At 64.3% G+C, this 16,531-nt stretch carries 18 protein-coding genes and 1 tRNA gene; 8 read left to right on the plus strand and 11 right to left on the minus strand.

Translation table 11 applies throughout. From position 1 onward, the window contains the following. Window positions 1–241: 241 nt before the first annotated feature. Complete coding sequence (ybiB, locus tag QCE48_RS01480; protein WP_309786509.1) at window positions 242–1,213, minus strand: DNA-binding protein YbiB; 972 nt, start codon at window positions 1,211–1,213, stop codon at window positions 242–244. A 298-nt stretch (window positions 1,214–1,511) separates the two neighbouring features. On the opposite strand from ybiB, the gene QCE48_RS01485 reads away from it, so the two are divergent. From QCE48_RS01485 to QCE48_RS01495, 3 genes are read left to right on the plus strand one after another with little or no spacing between them, the layout of a single operon-like run. Further along, the gene (locus tag QCE48_RS01485; protein ID WP_309786508.1) at window positions 1,512–2,210 is read left to right on the plus strand and encodes a fumarylacetoacetate hydrolase family protein; all 699 of its coding nucleotides are present in this window, start codon (window positions 1,512–1,514) and stop codon (window positions 2,208–2,210) included. A gap of 22 nt (window positions 2,211–2,232) precedes the next feature. Further along, the gene (maiA, locus tag QCE48_RS01490; RefSeq protein WP_309786506.1) at window positions 2,233–2,877 is read left to right on the plus strand and encodes a maleylacetoacetate isomerase; all 645 of its coding nucleotides are present in this window, start codon (window positions 2,233–2,235) and stop codon (window positions 2,875–2,877) included. Beyond that, on the plus strand, window positions 2,874–3,494 hold the full coding sequence (locus QCE48_RS01495; protein ID WP_309786505.1) for a LysE/ArgO family amino acid transporter: 621 nt from the start codon (window positions 2,874–2,876) through the stop codon (window positions 3,492–3,494). Before maiA ends, QCE48_RS01495 begins: the two co-directional genes overlap by 4 nt. A gap of 68 nt (window positions 3,495–3,562) precedes the next feature. Here the strand turns inward: QCE48_RS01495 and ftsY are convergent, their stop codons facing one another. Continuing rightward, window positions 3,563–4,870, minus strand: coding sequence for a signal recognition particle-docking protein FtsY (ftsY, locus tag QCE48_RS01500; protein ID WP_309786504.1), 1,308 nt, complete (start codon window positions 4,868–4,870; stop codon window positions 3,563–3,565). Window positions 4,871–5,115: 245 nt separating this feature from the next. On the opposite strand from ftsY, the gene rsmD reads away from it, so the two are divergent. The 3 genes from rsmD (at window position 5,116) to QCE48_RS01515 (ending at window position 6,734) form a co-directional block, all read left to right on the plus strand. After that, entirely contained in the window at window positions 5,116–5,775 is a 660-nt protein-coding gene (rsmD, locus tag QCE48_RS01505; RefSeq protein WP_309786503.1) for a 16S rRNA (guanine(966)-N(2))-methyltransferase RsmD, read from the plus strand. A gap of 105 nt (window positions 5,776–5,880) precedes the next feature. Continuing rightward, on the plus strand, window positions 5,881–6,384 hold the full coding sequence (gene coaD, locus QCE48_RS01510; RefSeq protein ID WP_309786501.1) for a pantetheine-phosphate adenylyltransferase: 504 nt from the start codon (window positions 5,881–5,883) through the stop codon (window positions 6,382–6,384). Window positions 6,385–6,476: 92 nt separating this feature from the next. Beyond that, window positions 6,477–6,734 (plus strand): YfhL family 4Fe-4S dicluster ferredoxin, encoded by a 258-nt coding sequence (locus QCE48_RS01515; protein WP_309786499.1) that lies wholly within the window; start codon window positions 6,477–6,479, stop codon window positions 6,732–6,734. Window positions 6,735–6,741: 7 nt separating this feature from the next. Here QCE48_RS01515 and hisC read toward each other — a convergent pair whose 3' ends face one another. From hisC to QCE48_RS01555, 8 genes are all read right to left on the minus strand, one after another. Continuing rightward, window positions 6,742–7,812 (minus strand): histidinol-phosphate transaminase, encoded by a 1,071-nt coding sequence (gene hisC, locus QCE48_RS01520; RefSeq protein ID WP_309786498.1) that lies wholly within the window; start codon window positions 7,810–7,812, stop codon window positions 6,742–6,744. An 18-nt stretch (window positions 7,813–7,830) separates the two neighbouring features. Then, entirely contained in the window at window positions 7,831–8,433 is a 603-nt protein-coding gene (gene pth, locus QCE48_RS01525; RefSeq protein WP_309786497.1) for an aminoacyl-tRNA hydrolase, read from the minus strand. A 128-nt stretch (window positions 8,434–8,561) separates the two neighbouring features. Further along, window positions 8,562–9,182 (minus strand): 50S ribosomal protein L25/general stress protein Ctc, encoded by a 621-nt coding sequence (locus QCE48_RS01530; protein WP_309786496.1) that lies wholly within the window; start codon window positions 9,180–9,182, stop codon window positions 8,562–8,564. A gap of 143 nt (window positions 9,183–9,325) precedes the next feature. Further along, window positions 9,326–10,279, minus strand: coding sequence for a ribose-phosphate pyrophosphokinase (locus QCE48_RS01535; RefSeq protein WP_062639206.1), 954 nt, complete (start codon window positions 10,277–10,279; stop codon window positions 9,326–9,328). Window positions 10,280–10,327: 48 nt separating this feature from the next. Next, window positions 10,328–10,404, minus strand: a tRNA-Gln gene (locus tag QCE48_RS01540). A 54-nt stretch (window positions 10,405–10,458) separates the two neighbouring features. After that, window positions 10,459–11,340, minus strand: a complete 882-nt coding sequence (gene ispE / locus QCE48_RS01545; RefSeq protein WP_309786495.1) for a 4-(cytidine 5'-diphospho)-2-C-methyl-D-erythritol kinase — start codon at window positions 11,338–11,340, stop codon at window positions 10,459–10,461. Between the two features lie 17 nt (window positions 11,341–11,357). After that, window positions 11,358–11,984, minus strand: coding sequence for a lipoprotein insertase outer membrane protein LolB (lolB, locus tag QCE48_RS01550; protein WP_309786493.1), 627 nt, complete (start codon window positions 11,982–11,984; stop codon window positions 11,358–11,360). Then, a complete protein-coding gene (locus tag QCE48_RS01555; RefSeq protein ID WP_309786492.1) occupies window positions 11,984–13,873 on the minus strand; it encodes a tetratricopeptide repeat protein in 1,890 nt (629 codons plus the stop codon). Before QCE48_RS01555 ends, lolB begins: the two co-directional genes overlap by 1 nt. A 98-nt stretch (window positions 13,874–13,971) precedes the next feature. On the opposite strand from QCE48_RS01555, the gene mutM reads away from it, so the two are divergent. Then, a complete protein-coding gene (mutM, locus tag QCE48_RS01560; RefSeq protein ID WP_309786491.1) occupies window positions 13,972–14,802 on the plus strand; it encodes a bifunctional DNA-formamidopyrimidine glycosylase/DNA-(apurinic or apyrimidinic site) lyase in 831 nt (276 codons plus the stop codon). An 8-nt stretch (window positions 14,803–14,810) separates the two neighbouring features. Beyond that, window positions 14,811–15,872, plus strand: a complete 1,062-nt coding sequence (gene mutY, locus QCE48_RS01565; RefSeq protein WP_309794064.1) for an A/G-specific adenine glycosylase — start codon at window positions 14,811–14,813, stop codon at window positions 15,870–15,872. On the opposite strand, the gene QCE48_RS01570 is transcribed toward mutY, so the two are convergent. Next, window positions 15,869–16,501 (minus strand): LON peptidase substrate-binding domain-containing protein, encoded by a 633-nt coding sequence (locus QCE48_RS01570; protein WP_309786489.1) that lies wholly within the window; start codon window positions 16,499–16,501, stop codon window positions 15,869–15,871. The genes mutY and QCE48_RS01570 overlap by 4 nt on opposite strands. Between the last annotated feature and the right edge of the window lie 30 nt (window positions 16,502–16,531).

Genomic DNA, 16,531 nt, shown 5'->3' on the forward strand with positions numbered 1-16,531 from the left:
GACGACTACAGGTGGTGAAAAGAAGGAACTACGAGAACTACTGGGAGGACCGCGCGAACAACAGACAAACGCGCGGCGCTACGCCTGGCGACTTACGCTAGACGTAGCGATAGGGGCCGCGCTAGGCGGCCCGAAATAATTCGGAGGGAGGAGAATTGGGTGAAACGCATGCGGCTACTTTAGCCAGCGGCGGTTGATGTGTCAACCAATCGCGAACGCAACATAATCGGGCGGTTCCGATTCACACCGGCCGGCGCACCACGTCGGAGATCAGTTCGACCTGCCGCACGACCGCCGGCGGAATCGGCACTTCACCGCGCAGCACGGTTTCGATCCAGCGCGCGGTGGTCGCGGCGTCGAGCGAATCGGGCAGCGCGGCGGCCGGCGCATCCGCCGACGAGCGTTCCGCCGACAGCAGCGTCTCCGAATGGCCGTCGTGGAACCAGTCGACCTGAACCTGGCGGCGCGTATCCGCAACTGCCTCGCCTTCGGTGCCGCGCGCGAGCAGCGCGCCGCCCACGGCGGCGTCGGGATGATCGACGAAAAGGCTCGTCAGGCTGTCGCGATACTCCGGATGCGTGTAGTTCACGAGCCGCAAGCCCGGTTGCGCAAACGGCTGAAGAATCTTGACAAGCGTGTGGGTCGAATTGCGCACGCCCATGATCCGCCGCAGCGCCAAGAGCCGCGCGAGCTTCGGCGCAAGCGCGCCGATCGGCGCGAAGGCGAGCCGGCGCGATGCGAGGCTGTCCTCGATTTCATCGTGCGACGCCGCCTGCGCGATGCCCAGTTCCGCGAAGATTTCCGCGCTCGTCACCCGCCCCGGATCGTCGACGACGCCGTGCACCAGCACCGGCACGCCTTCGCGCGCGAGCAGCATCGCGAGCAGCGGGGTCAGGTTCGGCTGCTTGCGGGCGCCGTTGTAGCTCGGGATCGAGACCGGCCGTGCGTGCTCGCGTCCATGCTGGATGTGCAGCGGCTCGAAGGAGCGATGCGCGGCAGCGAGCATCGCGGCGAGTTCGGCGGCCGTTTCGCCCTTCACGCGGTACGCAAGCAGCACCGCGCCGAGTTCGAGTTCGGAGACGCGGTGATCGAGCATCGCTTCGTAGAGCGAGAAGGTGTCGTCGCGGGAGAGCGCGCGGGCGCCGTTCGGCCCGCGTCCGATTTCCTTGATGAAGCGCGCGCAGAGGAAGGGTTGCAGGGCAGGATCAGTCATCGATTAGGGTGCGCGGGCGTCGTGCGTTTCGCAATGGCGGTGTCCACGTTCGGTCCAGGCAAATGTGGGATGCGGAAAGAGTATTGAGTACAGCATTTGTGCGGCGCGTGCAAGTCGCTCAAAAGAGGCGGCGGCCCGCGCGACGCGCCTTTTTCGCGCGCGAGCCCGGCGCGCAGGCGCGACGCGCGCACGTTAAACTCTTTGTCTTGCCGGCTTCGGCGCGGGCGCGGATCGGGGTCGACCCGCCATGCGCTGCGCACGATCGAGGCCGCGATCCAACCAGAACGAGGAGAGCGGGATGAGTTTCGTGTTCACTCCGGCGCCGGCGGTAGCCGTGCCCGTCGCAGGTTCCGACGATCAGTTTCCGGTACGCCGCATTTATTGCGTCGGCCGCAATTATGAAGCGCACGCGCGCGAAATGGGTCACGACCCGGACCGCGAGCCGCCGTTCTTCTTCGGCAAGCCCGCCGACGCCGTGCTCTACGTCGCGCCGGGCACGACCGGCGAATTCCCGTATCCGTCGCAATCGAAGAACGTGCATTTCGAGATGGAACTGGTCGCGGCGATCGGCAAGCAAGGCCGCGACATTCCCGCCGATCAGGCGCTCGACTACGTGTACGGCTACGCGCTCGGCCTCGACATGACGCGCCGCGACCTGCAGGCCGAAGCGAAGAAGCTCGGCCGTCCGTGGGACACCGCGAAGGGTTTCGACCGCTCCGCGCCGCTCGGGCCGATTCATCCGGTGTCGAAGGTCGGGCATCTGGAAAAAAGCGCGATCTGGCTGTCGGTCAACGGCGAGGAAAAACAGCGCTCGGACATCTCGCAACTGATCTGGTCGGTCGGCGAGACGATTGCGTACCTCTCGACGCTCTTCGAACTCTTCCCCGGCGATCTCATTTTCACCGGCACGCCGGAAGGCGTCGGCGCGATCGTTACGGGCGACCTGATGAAGGGCGGCGTGGACGGCATCGGCGAATTTTCGGTGCGGGTCGTGTAAAGCGCGAAAAAGGGGAGACGACTTGAAGCTCTACAGCTATTTCCGCAGTTCGGCGGCGTACCGGGTGCGCATCGCGCTGAATCTCAAGGGGCTCGATTACGAGTACGCGCCGGTGCATCTGCTGCGTGACGGCGGACAGCAACTCCAGCCCGACTATCGCGCGCTCAATCCGGACGGCATCGTGCCGACGCTCGTCGACGGCGACGACGTGCTCACGCAATCGCTCGCGATCATCGAATATCTGGAGGAAACGCATCCCGAGCCGGCGCTCCTGCCGCGCGGGCCGGCGGATCGCGCGTTCGTCCGGTCGATCGCGCTCGCGGTCGCGTGCGAAATCCATCCGCTCGACAACCTGCGCGTGCTCAAGTACCTGAAGCACCAGGTGAAGGCGCCCGACGAGGTCAAGGACGCGTGGTACGCGCACTGGGTGGAATCGGGGTTCGAGGCGCTGGAAAAGCGGCTGTCTGCCGACAAGCGCGTGGGCGCGTTCTGTTTCGGCGATACGCCGACCGTCGCCGACCTGTGTCTTGTGCCGCAAGTGTTCAACGCGCGGCGCTTCAAGATCGACCTCGGCCGGTTTCCGACGATCGAACGCATCGCCGATCACGCCGACACGCTCGAAGCCTTCCAACGCGCCGCGCCCGCGCAACAACCCGACGCTGAATGACGCTTCCCTATCTATCGAGCTTTTTGTCGGGCGCCGGACTGGGCGCGAGTCTCATCATCGCGATCGGTGCGCAGAACGCCTATGTGTTGCGGCAGGGATTGAAAGAGAAGCACGTCGGGCTGGTCGTCTCGATCTGCGCGGCGATCGACGTGCTCCTGATCGCGCTCGGCATCGGCGGGATGGGCGCGCTGATTGCCCGCGCGCCGTTTCTGCTCGACGTGATCCGCTGGGCCGGCGCGATTTTCGTGTTCCTCTACGGCGCACGCGCGTTTCTCGCGGCGTGGCGCGGTCCGGGCCATCTCGACGCCACGAACGTCGACACGCAGACGGCGCTCGGCGCGGCATCGACGGTGCTCGCGCTCTCGCTGCTCAATCCGCACGTGTATCTCGATACCGTGGTGCTGCTCGGCGGCATCGGCGCGCGCTACGGCTGGCCGCGCAACGCGTGGTTCGCGGCGGGCGCGATGTGCGCGTCGATCGTCTGGTTCACGACGCTCGGCTACGGCGCGCGGCTCCTTCAGCCGTGGTTCGAGAAGGACGTCGCGTGGCGCGTGCTGGATGTGATCGTTGGCTGCGTGATGTGGTGGATTGCGGCGGCTTTGCTGCTGTCGCACTGAGTTCGCGCTGCTTCATGGCGAAAAAAGGCGTCCCGCGGGACGCCTTTTCTGCTTTGAAGCGACGACGGTCAGCCGAGCAACGCGTCGGCGAATTCCTCGGCGCTGAACGGCTGCAAGTCCTCCACCTTTTCGCCGACGCCGATGAAATACACCGGAATCGGCCGCTGCCGCGCGATCGCGGCGAGGATGCCGCCCTTCGCGGTGCCGTCGAGCTTGGTGACGATCAGCCCGGTCAGGCCGAGCGCGTCGTCGAACGCCTTCACCTGCGCGAGCGCGTTCTGGCCGGTGTTCGCGTCGATCACGAGCAGCACTTCGTGCGGCGCGTCCGGCATCGCCTTGGCGATCACGCGGCGCACCTTGCGCAACTCTTCCATCAGATGCAGCTGTGTCGGCAGACGTCCGGCGGTATCGGCCATCATCACGTCGATCTTGCGTGCGCGTGCGGCGCCGACCGCGTCGAAGATCACCGCGGCGGCGTCGCCGCTTTCCTGCGACATCACCGTCACGTTATTGCGCTCGCCCCAGACGGTGAGCTGCTCGCGCGCGGCGGCGCGGAACGTGTCGCCGGCGGCCAGCAGCACCGACTGCTCGAAGCGCTGTAAATGCTTTGCCAGCTTGCCGATGCTCGTGGTCTTGCCCGCGCCGTTCACGCCCGTGATCATCATCACGAGCGGCTGCGCGCGGCCGAGCATCAGCGACTTTTCGAGCGGCGCGAGCAGATCGACGAGCAGCGAGCGCAGCGCGTTTTTCACCTGCATCGCGTCGGTGAGACGCTCGGCGCGCACTTTTTCGCGCAACGCTTCGAGCAGGAATTCGGTGGCGTCGACGCCCGCATCGGACACGAGCAGCGCGGTTTCCAGCTCCTCGTACAGATCCTCATCGATTTTCGCGCCGACGAAAATGCCGGTCAGGCTCGAACTCGTCTTCGACAAACCGTGCTTCAGGCGCGAGATCCACGATTTCTTCGCGGCGGCGTCGGGCGTGGGCGCCGGGATGACTTCGTCGAGTTCTTCCGCGAGCGGCTCGCGCTGCCATTGCGACGGCGTGCGGCCCTGCCAGTACGGCTTCGGCTCCGCCGTTTGCGGCTCGGCGGGCTTCGGCGCGGCCTGAGGCGCCTCGTCGACGGGCTGCGCGGGCGTGACGGGTGTCGTCGCGTGCTTCAGCGGCGCGGGTTCGTTCACCGGCTTCGAAGCTGGTTCCGAAGCCGGTTCCGAAGCCGGCTCGACCGGCTGCGCGGGCGTGACGGGCGTGCTCGCGTGACGCAACGGCTCCTCGAACGCCTCGGGCGCTTGCTGCGCGCCGGCTTCGTCGGCGGCATTGTCGACGGGCGTTTCGCCCTCGGCCGGCTTCTTGAATCGTTTGAAAAAGCTGAACATGGTCTGCAAGGGTGGGAAGTGCGCACGTTTCTCGAATGACGCCGGGGTTCTCGACATCGAGCAAACCAGAAAGCGAGAAAGCACGGAAGGCGCGTATTTTATCAGGCGACGCCTGGGGCGGTCGCTCGCCTTTGGTGGCAAGGCGCACGGCTGTGGTAACGTTGCCTTTCATCTTTTCGCATCGCGTTCGGTTTCGTAAGACGGCCGCGCTTTCCGGCGCCCGCATCTCCATTTACTTCACCACCATGTCCCGTTCGTCCATCAACCGCTCGCCCGCCTCAGCCGCGCCGCGCCGCCCGCCCGCCAAACCGCGCGAGGCCGCGCCGTCGCGCGGCGGCAAACCGCATTCGATCCGCATCATCGGCGGCGACTGGAAGCGCACGCCGCTGCCCGTGCTCGATCTCGACGGCCTGCGTCCGACGCCGGATCGCGTGCGCGAGACGCTCTTCAACTGGCTCGGCCAGCAACTCGACGGCCAGCGCTGCCTCGATCTCTTCGCCGGCAGCGGCGCGCTCGGCTTCGAAGCGGCGTCGCGCGGCGCGGCCCGGGTGCTGATGGTCGAACGGAGCGGACGCGCGGTCGCCCAGTTGAAGGCGAACCAGGCGCGGCTCGCGGCGACCAACATCGAAATCGCGGAAGCCGACGCGCTGCGGCTCGCCGCAAACCTGCCGCCGAATTCCTTCGACATCGTGTTCCTCGATCCGCCCTTCGGCGACCAGCCGATGCTCGATCGCGCGCTGGAACTCGCGACGCCGCTCGTAGCATCAGGCGGCGCGCTGTACGTCGAATCCGGCGCAGCGCTCGACATCTCGGCGACGCCCGCGCTCGGCGGCTGGGCGATCGTCCGCGAGGGCCGTGCAGGCGCGGTCCACTATCATTTGCTGCGGCGCGAAAATGAGGAATAATGCGCGTTCCAAAAATAGCGCACCGGACGCAATGGCCGGGCGCCCCCCGGTTGCACTTGCCTGAGCGGCCGAGCGGCCCAATGTCTAGATAAGAGGAGAAGGCCCATGGTAGTCGCCGTGTACCCGGGAACGTTCGACCCGCTGACGCGCGGACACGAAGACCTCGTAAGGCGGGCGTCGAGCATATTCGATACGCTCGTCGTCGGCGTCGCCGACAGCCGGGCGAAGAAGCCGTTCTTCAGCCTCCAGGAGCGCCTCGACATCGCACACGACGTGCTCGGGCATTATCCGAACGTGCAGGTGATGAGTTTTACCGGGTTGCTCAAGGATTTCGTGCGCAAGAACAATGCGCGCGTGATCGTGCGCGGCCTGCGCGCCGTCTCCGATTTCGAGTACGAGTTTCAGATGGCGGGCATGAACCGTTATCTGCTGCCGGACGTGGAGACGATGTTCATGACGCCGTCGGACCAGTATCAGTTCATCTCGGGCACGATCGTGCGCGAGATCGCGCAACTGGGCGGCGACGTCAGCAAATTCGTGTTTCCATCCGTCGAGAAGCGCCTGATCGACAAGGTCGGCCTGCTGCCGGCGAACGGCGCGGCGCCCTGAGCTTCGACGGTCGTCGCGAACCCGGCGGCGCGTTGCAGTTCGAGTCGCCGCGCGGGTGAGTGCCGGGTCAGACCGGCGAGAGAGAGTAGAGCATGTCCCTGATCATTACCGACGAGTGCATCAACTGCGACGTTTGCGAGCCCGAGTGCCCGAACGACGCCATTTCGATGGGCGCGGAAATCTACGTCATCGACTCGAAGAAATGCACCGAATGCGTCGGCCATTTCGACGAGCCGCAATGCCAGCAAGTGTGTCCCGTCGAATGTATTCCGCGCGATCCGGCGCATGTTGAAACGCCCGGCCAGTTGATGGCGAAGTACCACGCGCTGATGGCCGCCAAGGGCCAGTAAGCGCGTTTCAGGCGGCGATCAGCGGCTTGAGCGCGTCGACGAGCGCGTCGCATTCCGCATCGGTGCCGATGGAAATGCGCAAGTGCTGGTCGATGCGCGGCAGCCTGAAATGCCGCACGAAAATCTCCTTCTTCCTGAGCGACGCGGCGAGCGTCGCGGCATCGTGCGCGGGATGGCGCGCGAAAACGAAATTCGCCGCCGACGGCACGATGTCGAAGCCAAGCGCCTTCAGTTCGCCCGTCAGCCGTTCGCGGCTCGCGATCACCTTCGCGCAACTTTCGCGGAAATACGCATCGTCTTCGTAAGCGGCGATCGCCGCGGCAAGCGCCAGGCGGTCGAGCGGGTACGAGTTGAAACTGTCCTTCACGCGCGTCAGCGCTTCGATCAGCGCGGCGTCGCCGAACGCGAAACCCACGCGCATGCCCGCCAGAGCACGCGACTTCGACACCGTCTGCACGACGAGCAAATTCGGATAGCGGTCGATCAGCTTCACCGCCGATTCCGCGCCGAAATCGACATACGCCTCGTCGATCACGACGGGCGAATCCGGATTCGCCTTCAGCAAGGCCTCGATTTCAGCGAGCGTCAGCGCGCGGCCGGTCGGCGCGTTCGGGTTCGGCAGCAGCACGGGGCCGCCCGGCGCGCGGTAATCGTCGATGTCGATGGCGAATTCGTCGTCGAGGGCGATCGCATCGAACTCGACGCCGTAGAGCTGCGCGTAGACCGGATAAAAGCTATACGTGATGTCGGGGAAGCGGATCGGCGTGTCGTGCTTCAGGAGCGCCTGGAACACGTGGGCGAGCACTTCGTCCGAACCGTTGCCCGCGAACACCTGATCGATCCGCAAGCCGTGGTGCACCGCCACGGTCGCGCGTAACGCCTGCGCGGTCGGATCGGGATATTTGCGCAGCACGTCGCCGCTATCGCCCAGCTCGCGCCGGATCGCCTCGACGACGCGCGGCGACGGCGGATACGGATTTTCGTTCGTGTTCAGCTTGACGGGATGCGCGAGCGCGGGCTGCTCGCCCGGGACATACGGCGTCAGTCGATGAACGATGTCGCTCCAGAAACGGCTCACGTGCGGCTCCAATGAAGATCAGGAATTGCGATGCAGGTTCATCACCGCGCGCTCGGTTTCGCCGGCGACGACGAATGGCATCACGGCGAGCGCGCGCTCGATCGACTGGTCGATCGGCTCCTGCTCTTCGCGGCGCGGCGGCTTGAGCACGAAATTGGCGACGTCGGGCTTCGCGCCGGCACGCGCGCCTTCGGGAATCAGGTCGCGCGGATGTCCGATGCCGATTCGCAGCCGCCAGTATTGCTGCGACGACAGGTGCGCGGAGATGTCCTTCAGGCCGTTGTGGCCGCCGCTGCCGCCGCCGAGCTTCATCTTCACCGTGCCGGGCGGCAGGTCGAGTTCGTCGTGCGCGACGAGAATCTCGTCCGGGAGAATCTTGAAGAATTGCGCGACCGCGACCACTGATTGCCCCGACCGGTTCATGAACGTCTGCGGTTCGAGCAGGTGCACTTCGTGGCCGTTCAGACGGCCTTTGCCATAGTGGCCGTGGAAGCGGCGCTCGTCGCGCAGGGTCGCGCCTGCATCGCGTGCGAACTGGGCGACGAACCAGAAACCTGCGTTGTGTCGGGTCGCGGTGTACTCGGCGCCCGGATTGCCGAGGCCGACGATCAGCTTGATCATGTCGAGTCGTGACGGGCGAGGGCGCCCGCCTGGATGGGAGCGAAAAAAAACCCGCCGGAGCGCGAGCATCGGCGGGTCACGTCGACCGTTCTAAGAACGGTTCGAGAGGATAGCTTCTTGGCGAAAACTTACGCTGCCGGCGTTTCGCCTTCTGCAGTGCCTTCAGCAGCCGTGTCCGACACCACTGCGGCCGGGACCGTCGCCGAAGCGATGACCGGGTTTTCTGCAATGACGTGCGCGACGAGCGCCACGCCCTTCGGCAGCGCGATGTCCTTGGCGTGCATCGACTGGCCTGCTTCGATCTTCGCCAGATCGATTTCGACGAATTCCGGCAGGTCGCCCGGCAGGCATTCCACTTCGAGTTCGTTGATCACGTGGGTGATCACGGCGCCGGCCAGCTTGACAGCCGGATTCGTTTCCTGATTCATGAAGTGCAGCGGCACCTTGGTGTGCAGCTTCTTCTTCGAATCGACGCGCTGGAAGTCCACGTGCAGAACCATCTGCTTGAACGGGTGGTATTGCACGTCGCGCAGGAGAACCTGTTGCGAGCTACCAGCCACTTCCATGTCGAGAATCGACGAATGGAACACTTCTTTCTTCAGCGCGTGCCAAAGGGCGTTGTGGTCGAGTTCGACCAGTTGCACATCTTTGTCGGCGCCATACACGATGCCCGGGGTCTTGCCCGAGTTACGCAGGCGGCGGCTCGCACCCGTACCTTGCAGACTACGCTCGAAAGCGACTACTTTCATGATTCGACTCCATTTGCTGCCCGCGACCAGGCAGTGAGAACGGGGCGCTTTAGTCGAGCCCCAAAACAACGGCACGGACCTTCGTTCGTTCGTGCCGATTACGCAAAAACGCGAAGCTCAAGCTTCGCGTTTTGCCAATTCTTTTAACTTTCAGCGAACAGCGACATCACCGAGTCGCCGCGCCGGATTCGCGAGAACGTCTCCGCGAGGAGGCCCGAACTCGACAGCAGGCGAATCTTCTTGCATGCGAGCGATTCGGCGGAGAGGGGAATCGTGTCGGTGACGACGAGTTCGTCGAGTTCCGATGCCGCGATCCGCTCGCCCGCGCCACCCGAAAGAACCGGGTGCGTGGCGTACGCAAACACCTGCTTCGCGCCGCGTTGCTTCAAAACCTGTGCTGCCTTGCAGAGCGTGCCGGCGGTGTCGACCATGTCGTCCATGATCACGCACGTGCGGCCTTCCACTTCACCGATGATGTTCATCACTTCAGCGACATTCGCCTTCGGACGGCGCTTGTCGATGATCGCGAGGTCGGTGTTCAGTTGCTTCGCCAGTGCACGGGCGCGAATTACGCCGCCTACATCCGGCGACACCACCAGCAGGTTCTCGTGATTCTGCTTGCGCAGATCGCCGAGCAGCACGGGCGTTGCATAGATGTTATCGACGGGGATGTCGAAGAAACCTTGGATCTGGTCGGCGTGGAGATCCATCGTGATGACGCGATCGACGCCGGCGATTTCCAGCATGTTCGCCACGACCTTCGCCGAGATGGCGACCCGCGCCGAACGCGGGCGGCGATCCTGACGCGCATAACCGAAATAGGGGATGGCTGCGGTGATCCGGCCAGCGGATGCGCGCTTGAGCGCATCGACCATGATCATGAGTTCCATCAGGTTATCGTTCGTCGGAGCACAGGTGGACTGCAGAACGAATACGTCCTTGCCACGAACGTTTTCCTGAATCTCGACCATGATTTCGCCGTCGGAGAAACGGCTGACCATCGCTTTGCCGAGGGGAATACCAAGAATCTTGACGACTTCCTGTGCAAGCGCGGGATTCGCGTTGCCAGTAAAAACCATCAGGCCGTCACTGCTCATCGTGCACCTAATTCGGGCTGGGGGCGAGAGGAAAAGCGCGAGAAATTATGGCAGGGGAGGAAGGACTCGAACCCTCGCATGCCGGAATCAAAATCCGGTGCCTTGACCAACTTGGCGACTCCCCTACACTAACTTTGAGTCTTGCCGGAAGTGTAGGACATACCCGACAAAACAAAACCTTATGACGCGAAAGCGAAGAGAGGATGAGAATCCAGACTGCCTGCCACGACGCTCTTCCAGCTTGCCGGGAGCTTGGCTTGCGCCAGTTCCGCTTCGGCTTTGCTACGAAAAGCAGCGAACACGCTTGCTCCAGATCCGGTCATTCGCGCCGGTGCTGAATCGGAAAACCACTCGAGCACCTTTGCAACTTCCGCGTACTTTTCTGCGACAACTGCCTGCATATCATTTCGGCCGAAACTGTCTGGCCAATCTGCGTCAGAACTATGTTGTGCAAGAAAGTCCGTCATTGTGAGGACTTTTGAGTCCCTTGTCAACGCTTTCTCCGAAAAAATCTCGGCGGTTGGCACGTGGACCGCAGGAGTCACCACCAGGAACCAGCGCTTCGGCAGATCGACCGCTCGCAACGCTTCTCCGACTCCTTCTGCAAACGCATTCTGCCCGAAAACAAAAAATGGCACGTCAGCGCCCAATTGCAGGGCGAGATTTTGCAGTGTCGCGCGCGGAAGGTCAACGCCCCAAAGACGATTTAACGCTAAGAGTGTCGTCGCGGCATCGGAACTGCCCCCGCCGAGACCCGCGCCCATTGGAAGTCGCTTGTCGATTTCGATTTCGACACCGTATTTGCTTCCCGTGTGATCGCGTAACAGCCGCGCCGCGCGCACGACGAGGTCGTCCGATTCCGGGACGCCCGGAACGTCGGTCCGGCGCGTGATCGCGCCGTCGTCGCGACGGGTGAAATGCAGCGCGTCGCCCCAGTCGAGCAGCTGGAAAACCGTCTGGAGCGCGTGATAGCCGTCCGGACGACGGCCGGTGATGTGCAGGAAGAGGTTGAGCTTCGCGGGCGCGAGGCAGTCGCGCAGCGACTCGTTCGATTGGGACATGCTTGAGCGGAAAAGGCTTACTGGTCGATCACGAGCTTGATGTCGAGCGGCGGATCTTCGCGCGTCAGGTCGACGCGCTTGACGCCTGTCGCGGGCGCGTCGGCGTAGGCCAGATAGTCGATCGTCCAGCCGTCCTGCTTGATTTCCTTGAGGCGCCCGTTGCCCGACGATTCATCCATCGTGGTCCTGGCGCGCGAACTCGGCGCCGCCGACGGCTGCAGCCAGTAGCGCAATCCTTCGACCGGCAGCGCGAATCCGAGCGTGCTCTGCATCAGTTGCGAAACGTTGTCGGCGTTCACCGGCTGCTTGTTCGGCAGTTCGAGCGTCGCCGAGGCCGGCGACGACGTCACCACCGCCAGCGTCTGCCCGAGCGGATTACGCAGTTGCAACGTGACGGTGTCGCCGGTTTCCTGCCAGTCGAAATTGCCGTAGGCGTTGCGCTGATGACCGTACTCGTCGTTGTACTGAACGGCGAAACGGCCGTGATACGCGCGGCTCGTCTGCGCGGTGATCGAGGTCGCCGCATTCGACGTGTTCGGCACGTTGGGCTTGGTCGCGCAGCCGGAAAGGACGACGGCCGCCGCAGCCGTGAGCGCGAGCGCGCCGCGTCTGAGCGGCGCGCGGGCGTGGGTGTGCATTGCCATCAAAGATCGTTCACCTGAAGTCGTTTGAGCGTTTTGACGAGCGTGTCGTTGTCCGGTTCAAGCTTTTGAGCCTGCCGCCACGTCGCGCGCGCCTGGTCCTGCTGGCCCGACTTCCACTGCACCTCGCCGAGATGCGCGCCGATTTCGGCGTTCGGCTGCAGGTCGTATGCTTGCTTCAAAATCTTCGCCGCTTCCGCGGAGTTGCCCTGGCGGAATTTGGCCCAGCCGAGGCTGTCCATGATGAACGCGTCGTTCGGCGCGAGCGAGACGGCCTTTTCGATCAGCTTCACGGCTTCGTCGATGCGCTGGTTGCGATCGACGAGCGAGTAGCCGAGCGCGTTATACGCCTGCGGATTGTCCGGCTGCGTGCGCATCAGCTTGCGCAGTTGCGTTTCCATGACGTCGTAATGGCCGTTCTTTTCGGCGGCCATCGCGTAGTCGTAGGTGAGGTCGGGGTCGTCGGGGAACGCGGCGACGGCCTTCGCCAGATTCGCCTCCGCCTCCGGATAGCGCTTCGCTTCGAACAGCAGCGCGGAGTCCGTGCGCGCGAGGAGCGCGATGTCGTGCGGGTCCGAGCTCTGCAGATTCGCGAGCAACTGACGCGCTTCGTCGACCTTGCCCTGCTTCGCCATCAGTTGCGCGCGCGTGATCTGCGCGGGCAGGTATTGCTGGCTCGTGCGCGGAATCTTGTCGAGCCACTGGCTCGCGGCGGCATCGTTCTTCTGTTCCAGCGACAACTGCGCGAGATAGATATACGCCTGACCCGGATCGGCGCCGGGCGTGCTTTCGGCGGTCTTCGCGTACTGGTTCAGGTAGTCCTGCGCCTTGTCGAACTGCTTTTTCTGGATGTTGATGAGCGCGAGCGCCATCAGCGGCGTCAGGTCCTTCGGATCGTTCTTGCGCATGATCTCGAACTGCTTCTGCGCGTCGTCCAGTCGATCCGACGACAAATACAACTGCGCGAGCGCAAGCCGCGCATCGTGCGACTTCGGATTCTTCTCGAGGTATTTCTCGAACGAAGCGATGCCTTCCTTGCGCTCCTCCGGCCCCATGCGAGCGAGCGTGAGCGCCGCCGGCAGATAGTCGGGCTTCAACTGGAGCGCCTTTTCGAGCGATGCGCGCGCGCCGGGCGCGTCGTCGGCGATCAGTTGCTGGCGGGCGAGCGCCAGATGCGTTTCCGGGCGTTGCAGGTCGTTCGCCGTCAGGTCCTTGAGCACGTTCAGCCCGCCGATCCGGTTCGGCCCGCGCGACAGCAGCGATTGCAGCGACAGGATCGCATCGCCGCGCTGCGCCTCGGGGACCTTCGCGAGTTCGCGCTGAAGCGTGGGCTCGGCGTCGTCGGGCTTGCCGGCGACGATCAACAGCGACGCGCTCAATTGCGCCGCGCGATCCGAATTCGGCGCGAACTGCTGCCACAACTGGACGGCGGTCAGCGCGTCGTTCGGACTTTGCGCTGCGATCGCGATTTCCGTCGCACGCTGCGCGAAACGCGGATCGTGCGTGTCGCGAGCGAGCGCGAGATACGTCTGATACGCCGGCGCCGGCTGATTGCGCTGCAACGCGACTTCCGCGGCCAGGACCTGGAACACGATCTGGCTCGACAGCGCGACGGGCGGCAGATCTTGCGATTCCTTGGCCGTCGGCGGCGCGGTCAGCATGTCGGCGGCGCTGACGGGCTGATCGTCGGACGACGGAGCGGGGCTCTGATCCGACGGCTGACCCTGCTTTTGCGCCTGAGTCTGCGGCGGTATCTGCGCGCAGGCGGGCATGAATGCGAACACGGCCATCGCCAGAGCCACCGCGCCCGCGACGCGCGAAACCGACGACCCGCTTTCCTCAGCAAGCGCGCCCGTTCGCTTCGGAAATTGCTTATTGACGAACAAGTTCATGGAAATCCGATGGATGTTTCGGTCGATTGTAACGCGCTCGCTACAATACGGGCACAAAGCGGGACCAACGCCCCAAGCAAGCTGCAGACCATCCAAATATGCCAGAGTTGCCGGAAGTAGAAGTCACGCGCCGCGGAATCGAACCCTATGTGGCGGGACGGCGGATCGAACACGTCGAGATACGCACGAAGGCGCTGCGCTGGCCGGTTCCGGCGCATCTCGCGAAGACGCTCGGCCAGCTCAGGATCGACAAAGTGGAGCGGCGCGGGAAATACCTGCTGTTCGAGACCGCCGCCGGCTGGCTCATCGTCCATCTCGGCATGACGGGCACGCTGCGCGTGCTGCGCAACGTGCCGCGCCCGCCGGACGCCGCCAAACACGATCACATCGACCTGATTTTCGACGACTTCATCCTGCGTTTTCGCGATCCGCGCCGCTTCGGTGCCGTGCTGTGGCATCCGCGCGAAGCGGGCAACGTGCTCGATCACCCGCTGCTCGCGAGTCTCGGCGTCGAGCCGTTCACGCCCGAATTCTCCGGCGCGCTGCTGTTTCGCAGAACGCGCGGGCGCAAGGTCTCGGTGAAGCAGGCGCTGCTCGCGGGGGACATCGTCGTGGGCGTGGGGAATATTTATGCGTCGGAGAGCCTTTTTCGCGCGGGCATCCGGCCGACGACCGCCGCCGGGCGCATCTCGCTCGTGCGCTACGACCTGCTCGCCGACGCCGTGCGCGTGACGCTGGCCGCTGCGATCGAGAAAGGCGGCAGCACGTTGCGCGATTTCGTCGGCAGCGACGGCGAGTCGGGCTACTTCCAGCTCGATTATTTCGTCTATGATCGCTCGGACCTGCCGTGTCACGTCTGCGGCACGCCGATCAAACACATCGTCCAGGGACAGCGCTCGACGTATTTCTGTCCGCGCTGCCAACGCTAATTGCTCCGATGCTCGCACTCGCCGATTTCTCCACGCGCCTGATCGCGTGGCAACGCGTTCATGGTCGCCACGACCTGCCGTGGCAAAACACGCGCGATCCGTACTGGATCTGGCTGTCGGAAATCATGCTGCAGCAGACGCAGGTATCGACGGTGATTCCGTACTACGCGCGTTTTCTCGCGCGCTTTCCCGATGTGAACGCGCTCGCCGCCGCGCCGCTTGACGACGTGATGGCGCTCTGGGCCGGCCTCGGCTACTACTCGCGCGCGCGCAATCTGCATCGGTGCGCGCAGGTCGTGTCGCAGGAATATGGCGGCGCGTTTCCACAAACCGTCGACGAACTCGCGGAATTGCCGGGCATCGGCCGCTCGACGGCGGCGGCGATCGCGTCGTTCGCGTTCGGCGCGCGGGCGACGATCCTCGACGGCAACGTGAAGCGCGTGCTCGCGCGCGTGTTCGGCATCGACGGTTTTCCAGGCGAAAAGCGCGTCGAGAACGCGATGTGGACGCTCGCCGAATCGCTGTTGCCGGACGCCGCGCATCCCGACGACGTCACCGCGTACACGCAAGGCCTGATGGACCTCGGCGCGACGCTGTGCGTGCGCGGCAAGCCGGATTGCGCGCGCTGTCCGTTCGCGGCGGATGGCGTGGCGAAGGTGAGCGGACGGCAGCGCGAATTGCCGGCGGCGCGTCCTAAAAAGACGGTGCCGACGAAGAAAACCTGGATGCTGGTGCTAAAGGACGGCGACGCCGTGCTGCTGGAAAAACGCCCGCCGACGGGCATCTGGGGCGGCCTCTGGAGCCTGCCCGAAGCCGCCGGCGAAGACGCGCTCGCGGTCGTCGCGCAGGGCTTTGGCGGCACGGAAGAACTGCATCGGCTTGCGCCGCTCACGCACACGTTCACGCACTTCAAGCTGGATATCGAGCCGCGTCTCGCGCAAGTGGGCGGCGCGCGTGTTCAGGCGGCGAACGGCGAAACGGTCTGGGCGCCGCTTTCCGGGATCGACGCGTTCGGCTTGCCCGCGCCGGTGAGGAAACTGCTCGACGCGCTGCAAGGATCGCTGATCTAAAGCAGTTGATGATGCTGCATGTAGTGATGCACGACGTCGATGCGCGCCGCCGCGTCCTCCAGTTCCATCATTTTTTGCCGCGCGCGCATTGGAATCGGCAGGATTTCGGACAGACGATTCGAGACCCACGTCGGGTCGTCGAAGAGGAAGGGCTCGGCGAAAGGAAGGTTCTGCGGATCGCGTTCCTTGATCGTCTCGATAATGCGTTCCAGCACTTCCGCGCACGCGCCGAACTTCGCGAGCGCCTCGACGCCCTGAAGCGGCGCGTCCTCACCGATCAGTTCCGCCATGCCCACGATCAGATTGCTCGGCTCGACGCGATGCGAAAGCAGCCGGAACCGCTGCGTTCCGCGCGCCTGAACGAGCAGCAGGCCGAACGTGTCGACATCGCATTCGTTGATCTCGGCCAGGCAGCCGACACTTTCCGGCACGGAAGGATCGCCCGGCGACGCGATCTCGTTGCCGCTTTTCAGGAGACACACGCCGAACGGCGTCTTCTCGCGCAGACATTCGCGCGCCATATCGAGATAGCGCGCCTCGAAGATCTTGAGCGGCAAAAGGCCGCCCGGAAACAGGACGGTGTGAAGCGGGAACAGCGGCAAGTCGGCGAGAACGGGATTGGAAGACATCGCGCGCCTCCAGGTTTGATCGCCGCGACG

The sequence above is a fragment of the Caballeronia sp. LZ024 genome (assembly GCF_031451455.1).
GTDB lineage: Bacteria > Pseudomonadota > Gammaproteobacteria > Burkholderiales > Burkholderiaceae > Caballeronia > Caballeronia telluris.